Source organism: Micromonospora sp. NPDC018662 (assembly GCF_044391475.1).
GTDB lineage: Bacteria > Actinomycetota > Actinomycetes > Mycobacteriales > Micromonosporaceae > Micromonospora.
On the sequence record NZ_JBISAC010000008.1, the window covers coordinates 119,703 to 138,177 of the forward strand.

Consider the following 18,475-nt stretch of genomic DNA (forward strand, 5'->3'; position numbering starts at 1 on the left):
GACAGAAGTTTTCGCTGAATGAGCCGAAGCTATGGACACGTGACCCGGAAGGCTCCTACTGTGTCGGACACGACACCTCGGCATTGCGTCGATGTGCACGACTCCGATGCGGAGGTGACTGCCGGTGCGGACGGTCGATCCCCTGCACGTACGGCTCCTGCGGCTGCTCCGGGACCAGGGCGCGATCTCCCGCGCCGAGCTCGGTGACCGCCTCCAGATGCCCCGCCCCCGGCTGCTCGCCGAGCTGGAACGGCTGGTCTCCCTCGGCTACGTGGCCGAGGCCGGGTTGGCCGCCTCCCGCGGCGGGCGCCGCTCCACCCTGGTCGAGCTGAGCCCGCGCCTGCGCTTCGCCGCGGTCGACCTGGGCGCCAGCTCGATCGACGTCGAGGTGGTCAACGGCCGGCTGGAGCCGGTGACCGCGTACACCGAACCGGCCGACATCCGCTCCGGCCCCAAGGTGACCCTGCAACGGGTCAACGACCTGCTGCACAAGGCCAAGGCGGACGGCGCGTACGAGCGGCTCGACGCGATCGGCATCGGCGTGCCCGGCCCGGTGAGCTTCCGCGACGGGGTGCCGGTCTCCCCGCCGATCATGCCGGGCTGGGACCGCTTCCCGGTCCGCGAGCTGCTGACCCGAGAGCACGGCTGCCCGGCCGTGGTCGACAACGACGTCAACATCATGGCGATCGGCGAACGGCACGGCGGCGTCGCCCACTCGGTCGACGACTTCCTCTTCATCAAGATCGGCACCGGCATCGGCTGCGGCATCTACCTGCACGGCGAGGTCTACCGGGGCACCGACGGCTGCGCCGGCGACATCGGCCACATCCAGGTCGACCCGAACGGCCCGATGTGTTCCTGCGGCAACCTCGGCTGCCTGGAGGCGGTGTTCAGCGGCGCGGCGCTGGCCCGGGAGGCGACCGCCGCGGCCCGCGCCGAGGTCTCGCCGGCCCTGGTCGAGCGGCTCGCCGCCCGGGGCGCGGTGACCGCGCTCGACGTGGCGCAGGGCGCGGTCGAGGGCGACGTCACCTGCATCCAGCTCATCCGCGACGGCGGCCGGCGGGTCGGCAGCGTGCTGGCCGGGCTGGTCAGCTTCACCAACCCGTCGATGATCGTCATCGGTGGCGGGCTCGCGCAACTCGGCCACATCCTGCTCGCCGAGATCCGCAGCGTGGTCTACCGCCGCTCACTGCCGCTGGCCACCGGCAACCTGCCGGTCGTCCTCTCCGAGCTGGGCCCGCGCGCCGGCGTCGCCGGCGCGGCCGTGCTGGCCAGCGACCTCGCGTTCGGGGAAGCCGCATGAAGGGGGTGGAGATGACCGGGAAGGAGCCACTCGTCGAGGCGCCCGCCGACGCCGTCGCGGGCGAGGTGGTGCTGCGCCTCACCGACGTGGTCAAGACGTTCCCCGGGGTACGCGCGCTGGACGGCGTGCGGCTGGAGGTGCGCGCCGGTGAGGTGCACTGCCTGCTCGGGCAGAACGGCGCCGGCAAGTCCACCCTGATCAAGGTGCTCGCCGGCGTGCACCGGCCGGATTCCGGCGCTGTGGTGTGGCGCGGCGAGCCGGCCGCGTTCGCCAACCCGCAGGCCGCGATGCGCGCCGGCATCGCCACCATCTACCAGGAACTCGACCTGGTCGACGACCTGTCGGTGGCGGAGAACGCGTTCCTCGGCCACGAGCCGCGCCGGCTCGGCTTCGTCCGGCGCGGGCAGATGGCCCGGCGTACCCGGCAGATCCTGGCCCGGCTCGGCCACCCGGAGATCCCGCCCGGGCGGCTGGTCCGGCACCTGCCGGCGGCCGGCAAGCAGATCGTCAGCATGGCCCGGGCGCTGTCCCACGAGGCGCGCCTGATCATCATGGACGAGCCGAGCGCGGTGCTGGCCCACGACGAGGTGGGCAACCTGTTCCGGATCATCCGGGAACTCACCGCGCAGGGCATCGCGGTCATCTACATCTCGCACCGGATGGAGGAGATCCGCGAGATCGGCGACCGGGTCACCGTACTCAAGGACGGCCGGACCACGGCGGCGAGCCTGCCGGCGCGCGACACCCCGACCCGCGACCTGGTCGCCCGGATGACCGGGCGGACCATCGAGTACGTCTTCCCGCCGCGCCCGGCCGACGACGGCGCCGGCGCGGAGCTGCTGCGGGTGGACGGGCTGACCCGGCACGGCGAGTTCGCCGACGTGTCGCTCGGCGTGCGGGCCGGGGAGATCGTCGGGATCGCCGGGCTGGTCGGCTCCGGCCGCTCCGAGCTGCTGGAGACCATCTTCGGGGCCCGCCGGGCGCACGCCGGGACGGTCCGGCTGGCCGGGAAGGCGTTGCGCCCGGGCAGCGTGGGCGCGGCGGTCCGGGCCGGCATGGGCATGGCGCCCGAGGAGCGCAAGAGTCAGGCGTTGCTGCTCGGCGAACCGATCTACCGCAACGTCACGCTGGCCACCTTCGGCCGGTACGCCCGCCTGGGCTTCACCGACACCGGGCGGGAACGGGCCGAGGCGGACCGGATCGCCGCCGCGCTGGAGCTGCGCCCCCGGGACGTACGCCGGCCGGTGCGCACGCTCTCCGGCGGCAACCAGCAGAAGGTGGTGGTCGGCCGGTGGCTGCTCGGGGACACCCGGCTGCTGCTGCTCGACGAGCCGACCCGGGGCGTGGACGTGGGCGCCCGCGCCGAGCTGTACCAGGTGATCCGGGACCTGGCCGCCCGGGGCGTCGGGGTGCTGCTGGTCTCCAGCGAGGTGCCCGAGGTGCTGGGCCTGGCCGACCGGGTGCTGGTGATGCGGGAGGGCCGGGTGGTCCGCGAGGCCCCGGCCGGCGAACTCGACGAGAACACCGTGCTCGACCTCGTGATGGCGGGGTCCCTCATGGAAGGCACCCCGGCATGAGCGATACCCACACCACGCTCCCCGCGCAGTCGCCGCCGGTGGACCGGGCGGAGACCGCCAAGGTCGACGCGCCGGCCCGGCTCTCCTGGTGGCGCGGCGACGGCGGGGAGGGCGCCAAGCGCAACCTCGGCCTGCTGGCCACGCTGGTGGTGCTGGTGGTCATCGGCATCCTGACCCGCCCCGACCTCTACGGCGACCCGAACTGGGTGTGGGGCAACACGCTCACCATCCTCAAGCTCGCCTCGGTGGTCGGCGTGGTCACCGTCGGCATGACCTTCGTGATCATCGGCGGCGGCATCGACCTGTCGGTCGGTGCGATCGTGGCGCTGGCCGGCGTCTGGTGCACCACTGTCGCCACCCAGAGCTACGGCGCCGGCGGCATGATCTTCAGCGCGCTGACCGTCGGGCTGGCCGTCGGCGTGGTCAACGGGCTGCTCATCTCGTACGGGCGGCTGGTGCCGTTCATCGCCACGCTGGCCATGCTGGTCGCCGCCCGAGGGCTGGCGGCGGAGATCTCCGACAAGCAGACCCAGGTCTCCACCAGCTCGTTCATCAACGGCATCGCCACCACGAACGTGCTCGGCATCCCGCTGCTGGTCTACCTCCTGATCGCGGTGGTGGCGGCCGGCTGGGTGCTGCTCAACCGGACCACGTTCGGCCGTCGCACCGTGGCGGTCGGCGGCAACCCGGAGGCGGCCCGGCTCGCCGGCATCAACGTGCGCCGGCACACCGTGCTGCTCTACGCGCTCTCCGGCCTCTGCTGCGGCATCGCCGCGGTGATGCTGACCGCGCAGGCCACCTCCGCCCAGGCGGCCATGGCCAACCTCTACGAGCTGGACGCGATCGCCGCCGCGATCATCGGCGGCACGCTGCTCAGCGGCGGGCGGGGCACCATCATCGGCTCCCTGCTCGGGGTGATCATCTTCTCCACGATCACCAACCTGTTCGCCATCAACAACCTCTCCGCCGAGGCCCAGAACATGGTCAAGGGCGGCATCATCGTCGCCGCCGTTCTGGTCCAGCAGGTGCAGTTCCGCAGCCTGACCCAGTTCCTCGCCCGCAACCGGGCCACCACCACCTGACCCCACCGCACCGCCCGGCCGCCGTCGAGCAGACGGTGGCCCGACCCACCGCACCCGAAACCACCCCACCACCTCATCAGGGAGCCGTCATGACAAGGGACCTGTCACGCCGCCGGTTGCTCTTCGGCGGGGCCGCCGTCTCCGCCGGGGTGCTGCTCGCCGGCTGCACGAGCAACGAGCAGTCCCCGACCGAGGCGCAGACCAAGGCCGCCGCGACCGGCGCCGCCGCCGAGCCGGGCAAGAAGGTGACCATCGGCTTCTCCGCCCCGGCCGCCGACCACGGCTGGATCGCCGCCATCACCAACAACGCCAAGGCGCAGGCCGGGGCGTACGCCGACGTGGAGCTGAAGTCGGTGGAGGCCGGCGCGGACGCGGCGGCCCAGCGGGCGGCGCTGTCCACGCTGATCTCGCAGAAGCCGGACGTGATCGTGCTGCTGCCGCACGACGGCAAGGAACTCAACGCGTTCGGCCTGGAGGCGATGAAGGCCGGCATCCCGGTGGTCAACCTGGACCGGGCGTTCCCCGACGCGCGGGCCTACCGGCTCCAGATCAAGGGCGACAACTACGGCATGGGGGTGGCCGCCGCCACCTACATCGCCGAGCAGCTCAAGGCGAAGGGCGTGAGCAACCCGGTGATCGGGGAGATCCCCGGCATCGATTCGCTGGAGCTGACCCAGGAACGCTCCAAGGGCTTCGCTGACACGCTCGCCTCGTACGGGCTGAAGGTGGCCAACCGCCGCCCGGCCGGGTTCACCGTGGACTCCGGCCAGCAGGCCGCCACCGGCCTGTTCCAGGCGCTGCCGAAGATCGACGCGCTCTGGAACCACGACGACGACCAGGGCATCGGTGTGCTCGCCGCCGTCACTCAGGCCAACCGCAAGGAGTTCTTCATGGTCGGCGGCGCCGGCTCGAAGAAGGCCATGGAGGACATCGCCGCCGACAACACGGTGCTGAAGGCCACCGTCACGTACAGCCCGTCGATGGCCTCCTCGGCCATCTCCCTGGCCCGGCTCATCGGGCAGGGCAAGGGCATGTCCGACCTGGTGGAACTCCAGGTACCGAAGGAGATCGTGCTCTCCTCCGAGACGATCACCAAGGAGAACTCGGGCGACTACCTGAAGCTCGGGTTCTGACACACACGGGGGGAGACCCAGCTTGTCCAGTCACGACAGCATCCTGCGGGTCGGCATGGTCGGCTACGCGTTCATGGGCGCCGCGCACTCGCAGGCGTGGCGCACCGTGAACCGGGTGTTCGACCTGCCGGCGCGGGTGCGGATGGCGCTCGTCTGCGGCCGGGACGAACCGAAGGTGGCCGAGGCCGCCGACCGGCTCGGCTGGGACGGGTACACCACCGACTGGCGGCGACTCGTCGAGTCCGACGAGATCGACGTGGTGGACATCTGCACGCCCGGGGACAGCCACCGCGAGATCGCCCTCGCCGCGTTGGCCGCGGGCAAGCACGTGCTGTGCGAGAAGCCGCTGGCCAACACCGTCGCCGAGGCCCGGGAGATGACCGCCGCCGCAGCCCGCGCCCGGGAGTCCGGGGTACGCGCCATGTGCGGCTTCAACTACCGGCGGGTGCCCGCGGTCGCGCTGATGCGGCAACTCGTCGCGGACGGGCGGCTCGGCGAGATCCGGCACGTCCGGGCGGTCTACCTCCAGGACTGGATCGTCGACCCGCAGTTCCCCCTGGTGTGGCGGTTGCAGAAGGACCGGGCCGGCTCCGGCGCGCTGGGCGACATCGGCGCGCACATCATCGACCTGACCCAGTTCGTCACCGGGCAGCTCGTCACCGGGGTCAGCGCGCTCACCGAGACGTTCGTCAGGCAGCGGCCGTTGCCGGCCGGGTCGAGCGGCCTGGCCGCGCAGGCCGACGGCAACGGCCGGGGCACCGGCGAGGTCACCGTGGACGACGCGGCGGTCTTCGTGGCCCGGCTCGACGGCGGCGCGCTCGCCACGTACGAGGCCACCCGGTTCGCCACCGGCCGCAAGAACGCGCTGCGGGTCGAGATCAACGGCTCGCGCGGCAGCGTGGTGTTCGACCTGGAACGCCTCAACGAACTGGAGTTCCTGGACGCCACCCGACCCGCCGCCGAGCAGGGCTTCAGCCGGATCCTGGTGACCGAGCCGGAACACCCGTACCTGGCGGCGTGGTGGCCGCCCGGCCACCTCATCGGCTACGAGCACTCCTTCACGCACCAGATGCGCGACTTCGTCGAGGCGGTCGCCACCGGCGCCGACCCGACCCCGTCGTTCGCCGACGCGTTGCAGGTGCAGCTCGTGCTGGACGCGGTGACCCGGTCCGCCGCCGACGCCGCCTGGGTCGAGGTGGCGAAGGAGGGGGCCCCGCTTAACGCATTCGGTAGAGGAAGGGGCCCCGCTTAACACCCCGCGCGGCGTGTGAGCGCCGCCGACACCCTTCCGGCGCCGGCCGGCGAGGGCCCGCCGCGGTTGCGCCCCGTGGCGGGAACGAGGCCGGCGTCGGGGAGCGTGCCGCCGCCGGAACCCTCCGGCCGGCACGACCAGCACGGCCCTCCGGTGTGGCCGGACCGGGATTCCCCGGCCGCACCGGAGGGCCGACTTTTGTCGTTCACAGTCAAAAGTTTACGACGATAGATCGAAAGCTATGGACACGCTGATCGAAAGGTCTTACTGTCGTGGCCAGCACAACGCTTCCCCCTTCGGCATCCGGCGCGACGCGCGCCCGGTCCTGGCTGCGCGCGTCAGGAAGGACAGCACGGCATGTCCAGCCACCCCCATCACCACCCCCACGCCCGACGACGACTCGCCGCCGGCGCGGCGCTGCTGCTCGCGATCACCGCCGGCACGGTCACAGTGGCCACGACGCCCGTCCCGGCGTCCGCCCACCCCATCCCGGCGAGCGACTTCCAGCAGGTCGAACTCGCCCGCGGCGTCGCCGAGACCGGCGAACCGATGTCCCTCGCGGTGCTGCCCGACCGGTCGGTCCTGCACACCGCCCGCAACGGCACGCTGCGCCGCACCGACGCGGCCGGCGTCACCACCGTCATCGGCACGCTGCCGGTCTACACCCACGACGAGGAAGGGTTGCAGGGCGTCGGCGTCGACCCCGGCTTTCCCACCAACCGGCACATCTACCTCTACTACGCGCCCCCGCTGTCCACCCCGGCCGGGGACGCGCCGGCCACCGGCACCGACTTCTCCGCCTGGCAGGGCGTCAACCGGCTGTCCCGGTTCACGCTCAACGCCGACTTCACGCTCAACCAGGCCAGCAAGGTCGACGTCCTCGACGTGCCGGCCGACCGGGGACTCTGCTGTCACGTCGGGGGCGACATCGACTTCGACGCGGCCGGCAACCTCTACCTCTCCACCGGCGACGACACGAACCCGTTCGACTCCGCCGGCTACGCCCCGATCGACGAGCGGACCAACCGCAACCCCGGGTACGACGCGCAGCGCAGCGCCGGCAACACCAACGACCTGCGCGGCAAGATCCTCCGCATCAAGGTCAACGCCAACGGCACGTACGCGATCCCGAGCGGCAACCTCTTCGCGCCCGGCACCGCGAGGACCCGCCCGGAGATCTACGCCATGGGCTTCCGCAACCCGTTCCGGATGAGCGTCGACAAGGCCACCGGCATCGTCTACGTCGGCGACTACGGGCCGGACGCCGGCACCACCTCGGCGCGCGGCCCGTCCGGGCAGGTCGAGTTCGACCGGGTCACCGGGCCGGGCAACTACGGCTGGCCGTACTGCACCGGCACCAACACGGCGGCCGAGACGTACGCCGAGTGGGACTTCGCCACCGGCACCGCCGGCGCGAAGTTCGCCTGCGCGAGCGGCCCGACCAACAACTCGTTCCGCAACACCGGCCTGGCCACGCTGCCGGCGGCCAAGCCGGCCTGGATCCGCTACGCCGGCGACGCCGGCAGCCCGCCCGAGTTCGGCGGCGGCTCCGAGTCGCCGATGGGCGGCCCGGTCTACCGGTACGACGCGGCCAACCCGTCCACCACCAAGTTCCCGCAGTCCTTCGACGGGCAGTTCTTCGCCACCGAGTTCGGCCGGGGCTGGATCAAGCCGATCCACGTCGACGCCGACGGCTCACCCGGCGCCATCGACGCGTTCCCGTGGACCGGCAAGCAGGTGATGGACTCCGCGTTCGGCCCGGACGGCGCCTACTACGTGCTCGACTACGGCACCGGCTACTTCAACGGGGACGCCAACTCGGCGCTCTACCGCTTCGACTACCTGGGCGGCGGCAACCGCGCCCCGGTGGCCCGCGCCACCGCCGACAAGACCTCCGGCACCGCCCCGTTGACCGTGGCGTTCTCCTCGGCCGGCTCGTCCGACCCGGAGAGCGGCGCGCTGACGTACGCCTGGGCGTTCGGTGACGGTGGCACCTCCACCGCGGCCAACCCGTCGCACACCTACACCGCGAACGGCCGCTACACCGCCACGCTGACCGTGCGGGACCCGCAGGGCGCCACCGGCACCGCCAGCGTCACCATCACCGTGGGCAACACCGCGCCGACGGTGGTCATCGAGACGCCCGGCAACGGCAAACTGTTCGCCTTCGGCGACACCGTGCCGTTCCGGATCACCGTCACCGACCCCGAGGACGGCACGATCGACTGCACCAAGGTCAGGATGACCTACGTGCTCGGCCACGACCAGCACGGCCACCAGATCACCTCGGCGACCGGCTGCACCGGCACCATCGCGATCCCGGTCGACGGCGAGCACGACGACGCGGCGAACATCTTCGCCATCTTCGACGCCGAGTACACCGACGCCGGCGGCCTCACCACGCACACCCAGCACACGCTCCAGCCCCGGCACCGGCAGGCCGAGCACTTCAAGACCTCGTCCGGGATCAACACGTTCGACAAGGGCACCGCCGAGGGCGGCAAGACCGTCGGCGACATCAACAACGGCGACTGGATCGCGTTCCAGCCGTACCTGCTCGCCGACGCGACCGGGTTCACCGCCCGGGTCTCCTCGGCCGGCGCGGGCGGCACGCTCCAGGTGCGGGCCGGCTCCGCCACCGGCACCGTGCTCGGCTCGGCCACCGTCCCGGTCACCGGCGCCTGGGACTCGTTCACCACGGTCACCGGCACGATCACCAACCCGCCGGCCGGCACCACCACGCTCTACCTCACGTTCGCCGGCGGCACCGGCGCGCTCTACGACCTGGACGCGTTCACGTTCACCACGTCGAGCGTGCGCACCGGCCCGGTGAAGGGCCTGGCCGGCAAGTGCCTGGACGTGCGCAACGCGGCCACCGCCGACGGCACGCAGATCCAGCTCTACACCTGCAACGGCACCGCGGCGCAGTCCTGGACCGTCACCCCGAACTCGACGGTCAAGGCGTACGGCAAGTGCCTGGACGTCTCCGGCGGCGCCAGCGCGGACGGCACGAAGATCCAGCTCTACACGTGCAACGGCAGCGGCGCGCAGAACTGGGCGGCGCAGGCCGACGGCACCGTCCGCAACCCGCAGTCCGGCAAGTGCCTGGACGTGTCCGGCAACAACTCGGCCGACAGCACGCCGGTGCACCTGTGGACCTGCACGGGCGCGGCCAACCAGAAGTGGACGCTGCCGTGAGGCGGGAAGGGAGAACGCCGATGAGACTCCTCCGAATCGCGCTGGTGGCGGTGACCGCCGTGGCCGCCACCAGCGCCGCCACCCCGGCGAGCGCCGCCGACGCCCCGTACGACGTGCTGGTCTTCTCCAAGACGGCCGGCTTCCGGCACGACTCCATCGCGGTCGGCACGCAGGCCGTCCGGGACCTGGGCGCGGCGAACAACTTCACCGTCACCGCCACCGAGGACGCCGCCCAGTTCACCACCGCCAACCTGGCCCGCTTCGAGGCGGTGATCTTCCTCAACACCACCGGCGACGTGCTGAACGCGACCCAGCAGTCGGCGTTCGAGGCGTACATCGGCGGTGGCGGCGGGTACGTCGGCGTGCACTCCGCCGCGGACACCGAGTACGACTGGCCGTTCTACGGCAACCTGGTCGGCGCCTGGTTCGCGTCCCACCCGGCGATCCAGCCGGCCACCGTCAAGGTGGAGGACCGGGCGCACGCCGCCACCGCGCACCTGCCGCAGCGGTGGAACCGCACCGACGAGTGGTACGACTACCGCACCAACGCGCGCTCCACCGCGCACGTGCTGGCCAGCCTCGACGAGTCCACGTACTCCGGGGGCGCGATGGGCGGCGACCACCCGCACGCCTGGTGCAAGACGTACAGCGGCGGCCGGTCGTTCTACACCGGCGGCGGGCACACCCAGGCGTCGTACGCCGACGCGGCGTTCCGGGCGCACCTGCTCGGCGGCATCCGCTACGCCGCCGGCCGCACGACTGCCGACTGCCGGCCGGAGACCGGCTACACCGCCCTCTACGACGGCGGCACCACCGGCTGGTCGCAGGCCGGGCCGGGCAGCTTCACCAACGCCGACGCCACGCTCACCTCGGTCGGCGGCATGGGCCTCTACTGGTACAGCGCGAAGCAGTTCACCAACTACTCGCTCAAGCTGAACTGGCGGCTGGCCGGCGACGACAACTCCGGGGTGTTCGTCGGCTTCCCGCCGTCGAGCGACCCGAACTCGGCGGTGAACAACGGCTACGAGGTGCAGATCGACCCCACCGACGCGGCGGACAAGACCACCGGCGCGATCTACGGCTTCAAGTCCGCCGACCTGGCCGCCCGGGACGCGGCGCTGAACCCGGCGGGGGAGTGGAACACCTACGAGATCCTGGTCGAGGGCGAACGGCTCCAGGTCTTCCTCAACGGCGTGCGCGTCAACGACTTCACCAACACCGACCCGGTCCGCTCGCTCGCCGGGCACGTCGGCATCCAGAACCACGGCACCGGCGACGACGCGTCGTTCCGCAACATCCGGATCAAGGAGCTGGGCGGCACCCCGCCGCCGGGCGGCACCACCACCGTCCAGGCCGAGGCGTTCAGCGCGGCCAGCGGCGTCAGCGCGTTCGCCAAGGCCGGCGCCAACGGCGGGCAGACCCTGGGGTACGTCGACCCGGGCGACTGGGCCGCGTACCAGAACCTGGACCTGACCGGGGTGACGTCGCTGCGGGCCCGGGTGGTCTCCGGCGGCCCGGGCGGCGCCATCCAGGTGCGCACCGGCTCGCCGACCGGCCCGGTGCTCGGCCAGGTGGCGGTGCCGAACACCGGCGGCTGGACCACTTTCGCCGACGTCAGCACCACGCTGAGCGGGGTGCCGTCGGGGACGCAGACGGTCCACCTGACGTTCACCGGCAGCGGTTCCGGGCTGTTCGACGTCGACGACTTCACGCTGGTGCGGGGCGGCGGCACCGGCGGCACCGGCCCGGTGCGGGGCCTGGCCGGCAAGTGTCTGGACGTGCGCAACGCGGCCACCGCCGACGGTACGCAGATCCAGCTCTACACCTGCAACTCCTCGACGGCACAGTCCTGGACGGTGACCCCGAACGGGCCGGTGAAGGCCCTGGGGAAGTGTCTGGACGTCTCCGGCGGCGCCAGCGCGGACGGCACGAAGATCCAGCTCTACACGTGCAACGGCAGCGGCGCGCAGAACTGGGCGGCGCGGGCCGACGGCACCCTGCGCAACCCGCAGTCGGGCAAGTGCCTGGACGTGTCCGGCAACAACTCGGCCGACGGCACGCCGGTGCACCTGTGGACCTGCACCGGGGCCGCCAACCAGCGCTGGACCCTGCCGTGAGGTAGGCCATAGAGTGGGGACGGCGACCGCGAGGTGGCCGGTGACCCGTCGGGAGGCGCAACCCGCCGGGCGCAGACGCTCTACGCGTCCACCGGTGCCGGGCCGTCGCCGTCCCCGGTCGCCCTCGCCCCGGCCCGCACCCGGAATCCCCCATCACGACAGGGGAGAACGACAATGGCGCGACCCATCACGCTCTTCACCGGCCAGTGGGCCGACCTTCCGTTCGACGAGGTCTGCCGGCTCGCCGCCGAGTGGGGCTACGACGGGCTGGAGATCGCCTGCTGGGGTGACCACTTCGAGGTCGACAAGGCGCTCGCCGACGACTCGTACGTCGAGCGGAAGCGGGAGACGCTGGCCAAGCACCACCTTCAGGTGTTCACCATCTCCAACCACTTGGTCGGGCAGGCGGTCTGCGACCACCCGATCGACGAGCGGCACCAGGACATCCTGCCGGGGCGGATCTGGGGCGACGGCGAGCCGGAAGGGGTGCGCCGCCGCGCCGCCGAGGAGATGAAGGACACCGCGCGGGCGGCGGCGAAGCTCGGCGTACGGACCGTGGTCGGCTTCACCGGCTCGTCCATCTGGCACACGCTGGCGATGTTCCCGCCGGTGCCGCCCGCCATGATCGAGCGCGGCTACCAGGACTTCGCCGACCGGTGGAACCCGATCCTGGACGTCTTCGACGCCGAGGGCGTGCGCTTCGCGCACGAGGTGCACCCCAGCGAGATCGCGTACGACTACTGGACCACGAAGCGGACGCTGGAGGCGATCGGCCACCGGCCGGCGTTCGGGCTCAACTGGGATCCGTCGCACTTCGTCTGGCAGGAGCTGGACCCGGTCAACTTCATCTTCGACTTCGCCGACCGGATCTACCACGTGGACTGCAAGGACGCGAAGGTGCGCACCGGGGACGGCCGGCGTGGCCGGCTCGCCTCCCACCTGCCCTGGGCCGACCTGCGGCGCGGCTGGGACTTCGTCTCCACCGGCCATGGCGACGTGCCGTGGGAGGACTGCTTCCGCGCGTTGAACGCGATCGGCTACGACGGCCCGATCTCGATCGAGTGGGAGGACGCCGGCATGGATCGCCTGGTCGGCGCACCCGAGGCGCTCCAGTTCGTCCGCCGCCTGGCCTTCGACGCCCCCACCGCCGCCTTCGACGCCGCCTTCAGCACCACCCGCTGACCCCCTTCCCGCCCTGCCCATTTGCGCGATCTTGCAGTTGCGGCCCTCCGATAAGGGGTCAACCCCGGCATATTGTGGGCCGAAACTGCAAGATCGCGCGGGGTGGGGGCGGGTCAGCGAGGGGTGAAGGTCTGGTCGCTGATCAGGCGGGCGGCGCCGATCAGGGCGGCGCGGTCGTCGAGGTCGGACAGGACGATCGGCATGCTGCCGGTGGCCAGCGGCGTGGAACGCCGGTAGACCACGCCCCGGATCTCGGCCAGCAGGACCGGCCCGATGCCGGGCGCCGCACCGCCGATGATCACGATGGCCGGGTTGACGAAGCTGACCAGTCCGACCAGCACCTGCCCGAGCCGGCGGGCGGCGTCCCGGACCAGTGTCTGCGCCGCCGGATCGCCAGCGGTCGCCACCGCGGCCACGTCGGCCATCGTCAGCGCGCCGGCCGCCGCAAGCCGCTCCGCCAGCGCCGCCGAGCGCCCGGCCCGCGCGGCCGTCACCGCGTCCCGCGCCAGGGCGGCATCCCCGCAGTACGCCTCGACGCAGCCGGTGTTGCCGCATCCGCAGAGCGGTCCGTCCTCGGCCAGTTGGAGGTGCCCGATGTCGCCGGCGCCGCTGGCCGCGCCCCGGTAGAGCGAGCCGTCGAGCACCAGCCCGCAGCCGACGGCGTCGCCGAGCTTGACGTAGAGGAAGTCGTCGAACGGGCGGCCGGTGCCGGCGTGCGACTCGCCGAGCGCCATCGCGTTCGCGTCGTTGTCCACGTGCACCGGGCAGCCCAACTCGGCGGCGAGCGTGTCACGTACCGGGAACCGGTGCCAGCCGGGCAGCGCGGGCGGGGAGACGGGCGTGCCGTCGCGGACCGCTACCGGCGCGGGCAGCGCCACCCCGACGCCGGTCAGCCGGGCCAGCCCGGCCTCGGCCCGCAGCTTGCCGAGCAGTTCGGCGGTCCGGCCGACCACCGCCTCGGGGCCGTGCCGCACGTCGACGGGCTCGTCGATCCGGGTGATCGGGTTCAGCTCACCGTCGGTGAGCGCGACTCGCAGCCGGCCGTCGCCGACGAGCACCGCGCCGAAGCGCACCTGCGCGCCGATCCGCAGCAGCGACGAGCGGCGACCACCCCGGGACGCGGCCGGCCCCGCGGTCTCCACCAGGCCCTGCGCGGCCAACCGGTCCGCCTCGGCGGCGAACCGCGCCCGGGGCAGCCCGAGGACGTCGACCAGTTCGACCCGGGACCGGGGGCCGTCGTCGCGCAGCAGTCGCAGCAACCGCGCCTGATCCGCGGTCTCCGGTCCGACCATCGTCATGCGATCGTCCACCTCCCCTTGCGGAGAATGTGCCACACCGGCGTCACGGCGACGTGACGTGAGGGGAGGGGCGGACACACAGGAGCGGGCCGGTCACCCGAGGGTGAGTCGGCCCGCTGTCCGTGCGTATCAGAGGGTGCTGCTCGTGCCGTTCGGCTTGGTGCTCGTGCCGGTCGTGGTCGAACCGGTCACGCCGGTCGAGCCCGTACCGCTGGTGCCGGCCTTGCTGCCCACCGCGGCCGGCGTGCCGGCGAACGGCTTGTCGGCCTCGCTCAGCCCCGGCGTGCTGCCGTTGCCGGTCGAGATCTTCTCGCCGAGCTTGGTCTGGCCGAGCTTGTCCTTGCCCTCGGAGTAGAGCCGGGTCGCCTGAGCCTGCGCGACGCCGGCCGCCTCCTGGACGGTCGGGTGGTCGAGCACCTTGCGCCCGCGCACCACCAGCTCCTCGTACTTCTCCCGGCCGGCACGGGCGCCCAGGACGAATCCCGCTGCCAGCCCGCCAAGAAACATGATCTTTCCGCGCATGGCGGCTCCTTCCGTCCCTGAACTCTGTTGACGCCTAACTACCCATCCTGCTCGCCGCTCATGCCTCCCTGTGCCGAGATGACGATTTATCCCGATTCTGCGCCGCCGGCAAACCCCCTGGCGCGCCACCCCCCGATGTCCTGTATTCTTTTCCCGTCGCACGGCGCGGGGAGATCCGAGCCGAGCGGTGCACGGTCCCCTGTAGCTCAATTGGCAGAGCAGCCGGCTGTTAACCGGCAGGTTATTGGTTCGAGTCCAATCGGGGGAGCTTCGCTCCACCTCACGCCCGTCGGCCACGCCGACGGGCGTTTCTCGTCGCCGATCCCCGTGCGCCCGCCCGGTTTCCGCCCGCGAACGCCGCTTCGGACGGCAGGATGGTCGGGGTCGACTTAGACTCCCGCTGCGTCGATTGTTGCGTCGATCCGAGGGTGGTGGAGATGGCCGCAGGACGCAGCCGCTGGACCGCGACGCTGATCGCGGTGGCGGTGGTGCTCGGTTGGCTGATCGTCGGCGGGGTCGCCGGCCCGTACGCCGGCAAGCTCGGCGACGTCGCCACCAACGACAACGCCTCCTTCCTCCCGACCGACGCCGAGGCCACCCGCGCCCAGGACCTCGCCGCCGGCTTCGTCGACCGGGAGACCACGCCGGCCCTCGTGGTCTACGAGCGCGCCAGCGGCATCACCGCTGCCGACCAGCAGCGGATCCAGGCCGACGCGGCCCGCTTCGCCCAGGTGCCCGGCGTGGTCGGCCCGCTGCCGCCGCCGGTCGTCAGCCAGGACAAGCAGGCCGCCCAGGTGATCGTCCCGATCGACAGCGCCGAGGGCGAACAGATCCGCAGCGTGGTCGACCAGCTGCGCGCCATCACCGGCCCCGACCGGGACGGGCTCACCGTCGACGTGGCCGGCCCGGCCGGCCTGCTCGGCGACCTGATCGAGGTGTTCTCCGCCATCGACGGGCCCCTGCTGCTGGTCACCCTGGTCGTGGTGCTGATCATCCTGCTGATCGTCTACCGCAGCCCGGTGCTCTGGATCTTCCCGCTGCTGGCCGCCGGGATGTCGTACTCGCTGGCCGCCGTCTTCGTCTACCTGCTCGCGAAGCACGACGTGGTGAAGCTCAACGGGCAGGCGCAGGGCATCCTCACCGTGCTCGTCTTCGGCGCCGGCACCGACTACGCGCTGCTGCTCATCGCCCGCTACCGGGAGGAACTGCACCGGCACGAACGCCCCTGGGACGCGATGAAGGCCGCCTGGAAGGGCGCCGCCCCGGCCATCATCGCGTCCGGCGCCACCGTCATCGTCAGCCTGCTCTGCCTGCTGCTGTCCAGCCTCAACTCCAACCGGGCGCTCGGCCCGGTCAGCGCCGTCGGCATCGCCGCCACGCTGCTGGTGATGCTCACGTTCCTGCCCGCCCTGCTGGTGCTCGGCGGCCGGTGGGCGTTCTGGCCCCGGCGACCCCGGCACGACGACGCCGACCCGCGCACCGAGCACGGCCTCTGGGGGCGGATCGCCGGCTTCGTGGCACGCCGCGCGCGTACCGTCTGGATCGTCACCGCCGTGGTGCTGGCCGCCCTCGCGATCGGGGTGAGCCAGCTCGGCGCCACCACGCTCGGTCAGTCCCAGCTCTTCACCCAGCGCACCGACTCGGTGGCCGGCCAGGAGGTCATCGACCGGCACTTCCCGGCCGGCACCGGCAGCCCCGCCACCATCTTCACCGAGCAGGCCGCCGCGCAGCGGGTCGCCCAGGTGGCCCAGGGCGTCAAGGGCGTCGCCTCGGTGCTGCCGCTCGGTCAGCAGGGCCAGAACGCGCCGCCCGACCCCAACGCGCCGCCGAAGGTGGTCGACGGCCGGGTGCAGCTCAACGTGACGCTCGCCGACCCGCCCGACAGCAACGGCGCCGAACAGACCATCCGCGACCTGCGCGAGGCGGTGCACGCGGTGCCCGGCGCGGACGCCGTGGTCGGCGGCTTCACCGCCATCAACGTGGACACCGCCGACGCCTCCGTCCGCGACCGCAACGTGATCATCCCGGTGGTGCTGCTGGTCATCGCGATCATCCTGGCGCTGCTGCTGCGTGCCCTGGTCGCCCCGCTGCTGCTGATCGCCACCGTGGTGCTGTCGTTCCTGGCCACGCTCGGCCTCTGCGCGCTGCTGTTCAAGCACGTCTTCGACTTCCCCGGCGTCGACCAGTCCTTCCCGCTGTTCGCGTTCGTGTTCCTGGTCGCGCTCGGCATCGACTACAACATCTTCCTGATGAGCCGCGTCCGCGAGGAGTCGGTGCGACGCGGCACCCGGGCCGGCGTGCTCGCCGGCCTGGCGGTCACCGGTGGCGTCATCACCTCCGCCGGCATCGTGCTCGCCGCCACGTTCTCCGCGCTCGCCGTGCTGCCGCTGGTGGTGCTGGTGGAGCTGGGCGTGGCGGTCGCGGCCGGGGTGCTGCTCGACACCATCGTGGTCCGCTCGCTGCTGGTGCCCGCGCTCGCGTACGACATCGGGCCGAAAGTGTGGTGGCCCAGCCGGCTGTCCCGGTCGCACCGCGACGGCGACCGTGCCGGAGCGGGGGTGGACCGTGCCTGACACCGACGTGGTGATCGTCGGGGGCGGCCTCGCCGGCCTCGCCGCCGCCCGCCGGCTGCACCGCGCCGGCGTGTCGTGGCGGCTGCTGGAGGCCGGCGACCGGCTCGGCGGCCGGGTCGCCACCGACGAGGTCGACGGGTTCCGGCTGGATCGGGGCTTCCAGGTGCTCAACGCCGCCTACCCCCGGCTCGGCACGCTGCTCGACCTCGACACGCTCGACCTGGGCTGGTTCACCTCCGGCGTGCTGGTGCGCCGCGGCGACCGGCTGGAACGGCTGGTCAACCCGCTGCGCGAGCCCACCGGCGCGCCCGGCGCGCTGACCGCCGCCGTCGGCTCGCTGCGCGACCGGCTGCGCCTGGCCGCGCTCGCCACCGGCTGCGCCACCCTGCCCGTCGGACGGCTGCTCACCGCACCGGAGACCAGCACCGAGGCCGCGCTACGCCGGGCCGGGCTCTCCGACGCGATCATCGAGGAGCTGATCCGGCCGTTCCTCTCCGGCGTGCTGCTCGACCGCGAGCTGGCCACCTCCAGCCACGTGTTCGCGGTCATCCTGCGGTCCTTCGCGCGGGGCCGGATCGGCCTGCCCGCGCACGGCATGGGCGCGCTGCCCCGGGCCGTCGCCGCGCCGCTGCCCGCCGAGCAGATCACCCTGCGGACGCCGGTCACCGCTGTCGCGCCCGGTCGCGTCCGCACCGAGGCCGGCGAGATCACCTGCCGCGCCGTCGTGGTCGCCGCCGACCCGCCGGCGGCGGCCACGCTGCTGCCGAAAATCGATCGGGTACGCATGCACGCGTACACCACCTACTACCACCGCACCGACGCACCACCGCTGGACGAGCCGATCCTGTTGCTCGACGGCGACCGTCGGGAGCTGATCGCCAACACGGTGGTGATCAGCAACGCCGTGCCCACGTACGCGCCGGCCGGCCAGCACCTGGTGGCCACGTCCGTGGTCGGCCCGCAGGCCCCGCCCGAGCCGGTGATCCGGCGCGAGCTGGACCGCCTCTACGGCCGGTCCACCGCCGACTGGACGCACCTCACCACCGTCTCGGTGCCGGACGCGCTGCCGGCCGCCCCGCCGCCGCAGGGCCGGCTGCGCAAGCCGGTGGCGCTCGGCGACGGCCTCTACGTGGCCGGCGACCACCGGGACAGCCCGTCCATCCAGGGCGCGTTGGCCAGTGGCTGGCGGACCGCAGGCGCGGTGCTCGACGAGATGCGGGGCTGAGTCAGCGCGTCAC

The 18,475-nt window shown here is 72.5% G+C and carries 12 protein-coding genes and 1 tRNA gene; 11 read left to right on the top strand and 2 right to left on the bottom strand.

Annotated features, from left to right (window positions below; all coding sequences use genetic code 11):
- The first annotated feature begins 124 nt into the window (after window positions 1-124).
- From ACH495_RS22480 to ACH495_RS22515, 8 genes are all read left to right on the top strand, one after another.
- A complete protein-coding gene (locus ACH495_RS22480) occupies window positions 125-1,303 on the top strand; it encodes an ROK family protein (protein WP_396859667.1) in 1,179 nt (392 codons plus the stop codon).
- An 11-nt stretch (window positions 1,304-1,314) separates the two neighbouring features.
- A complete protein-coding gene (locus tag ACH495_RS22485) occupies window positions 1,315-2,880 on the top strand; it encodes a sugar ABC transporter ATP-binding protein (RefSeq protein ID WP_396859668.1) in 1,566 nt (521 codons plus the stop codon).
- Window positions 2,877-3,962 (top strand): ABC transporter permease, encoded by a 1,086-nt coding sequence (locus tag ACH495_RS22490; RefSeq protein ID WP_396859669.1) that lies wholly within the window; start codon window positions 2,877-2,879, stop codon window positions 3,960-3,962. The genes ACH495_RS22485 and ACH495_RS22490 overlap by 4 nt, the downstream gene beginning before the upstream one ends.
- An 89-nt stretch (window positions 3,963-4,051) precedes the next feature.
- The gene (locus ACH495_RS22495) at window positions 4,052-5,095 is read left to right on the top strand and encodes a substrate-binding domain-containing protein (protein ID WP_396859670.1); all 1,044 of its coding nucleotides are present in this window, start codon (window positions 4,052-4,054) and stop codon (window positions 5,093-5,095) included.
- Window positions 5,096-5,150: 55 nt separating this feature from the next.
- Window positions 5,151-6,347 (top strand): Gfo/Idh/MocA family protein, encoded by a 1,197-nt coding sequence (locus ACH495_RS22500; RefSeq protein WP_396859838.1) that lies wholly within the window; start codon window positions 5,151-5,153, stop codon window positions 6,345-6,347.
- A gap of 357 nt (window positions 6,348-6,704) precedes the next feature.
- Entirely contained in the window at window positions 6,705-9,545 is a 2,841-nt protein-coding gene (locus ACH495_RS22505) for an RICIN domain-containing protein (RefSeq protein WP_396859671.1), read from the top strand.
- 20 nt (window positions 9,546-9,565) lie between these two features.
- On the top strand, window positions 9,566-11,662 hold the full coding sequence (locus ACH495_RS22510) for a ThuA domain-containing protein (protein ID WP_396859672.1): 2,097 nt from the start codon (window positions 9,566-9,568) through the stop codon (window positions 11,660-11,662).
- 174 nt (window positions 11,663-11,836) lie between these two features.
- Window positions 11,837-12,844 carry a sugar phosphate isomerase/epimerase family protein gene (locus ACH495_RS22515; protein ID WP_396859673.1) on the top strand — a complete coding sequence of 336 codons (1,008 nt, stop codon included), beginning with the start codon at window positions 11,837-11,839 and terminating at the stop codon, window positions 12,842-12,844.
- A gap of 113 nt (window positions 12,845-12,957) precedes the next feature.
- Here the strand turns inward: ACH495_RS22515 and ACH495_RS22520 are convergent, their stop codons facing one another.
- Both ACH495_RS22520 and ACH495_RS22525 read right to left on the bottom strand, forming a co-directional pair.
- Window positions 12,958-14,142: an ROK family transcriptional regulator gene (locus tag ACH495_RS22520; protein ID WP_396859674.1), complete on the bottom strand. Its 1,185-nt coding sequence runs from the start codon at window positions 14,140-14,142 to the stop codon at window positions 12,958-12,960.
- Window positions 14,143-14,271: 129 nt separating this feature from the next.
- Complete coding sequence (locus tag ACH495_RS22525) at window positions 14,272-14,664, bottom strand: hypothetical protein (RefSeq protein ID WP_396859675.1); 393 nt, start codon at window positions 14,662-14,664, stop codon at window positions 14,272-14,274.
- 195 nt (window positions 14,665-14,859) lie between these two features.
- On the opposite strand from ACH495_RS22525, the gene ACH495_RS22530 reads away from it, so the two are divergent.
- The 3 genes from ACH495_RS22530 (at window position 14,860) to ACH495_RS22540 (ending at window position 18,462) form a co-directional block, all read left to right on the top strand.
- Window positions 14,860-14,932, top strand: a tRNA-Asn gene (locus tag ACH495_RS22530).
- A 169-nt stretch (window positions 14,933-15,101) separates the two neighbouring features.
- Window positions 15,102-17,237, top strand: coding sequence for an MMPL family transporter (locus ACH495_RS22535; RefSeq protein ID WP_396859676.1), 2,136 nt, complete (start codon window positions 15,102-15,104; stop codon window positions 17,235-17,237).
- On the top strand, window positions 17,230-18,462 hold the full coding sequence (locus ACH495_RS22540) for an FAD-dependent oxidoreductase (RefSeq protein WP_396859677.1): 1,233 nt from the start codon (window positions 17,230-17,232) through the stop codon (window positions 18,460-18,462). Before ACH495_RS22535 ends, ACH495_RS22540 begins: the two co-directional genes overlap by 8 nt.
- Window positions 18,463-18,475: the final 13 nt, after the last annotated feature.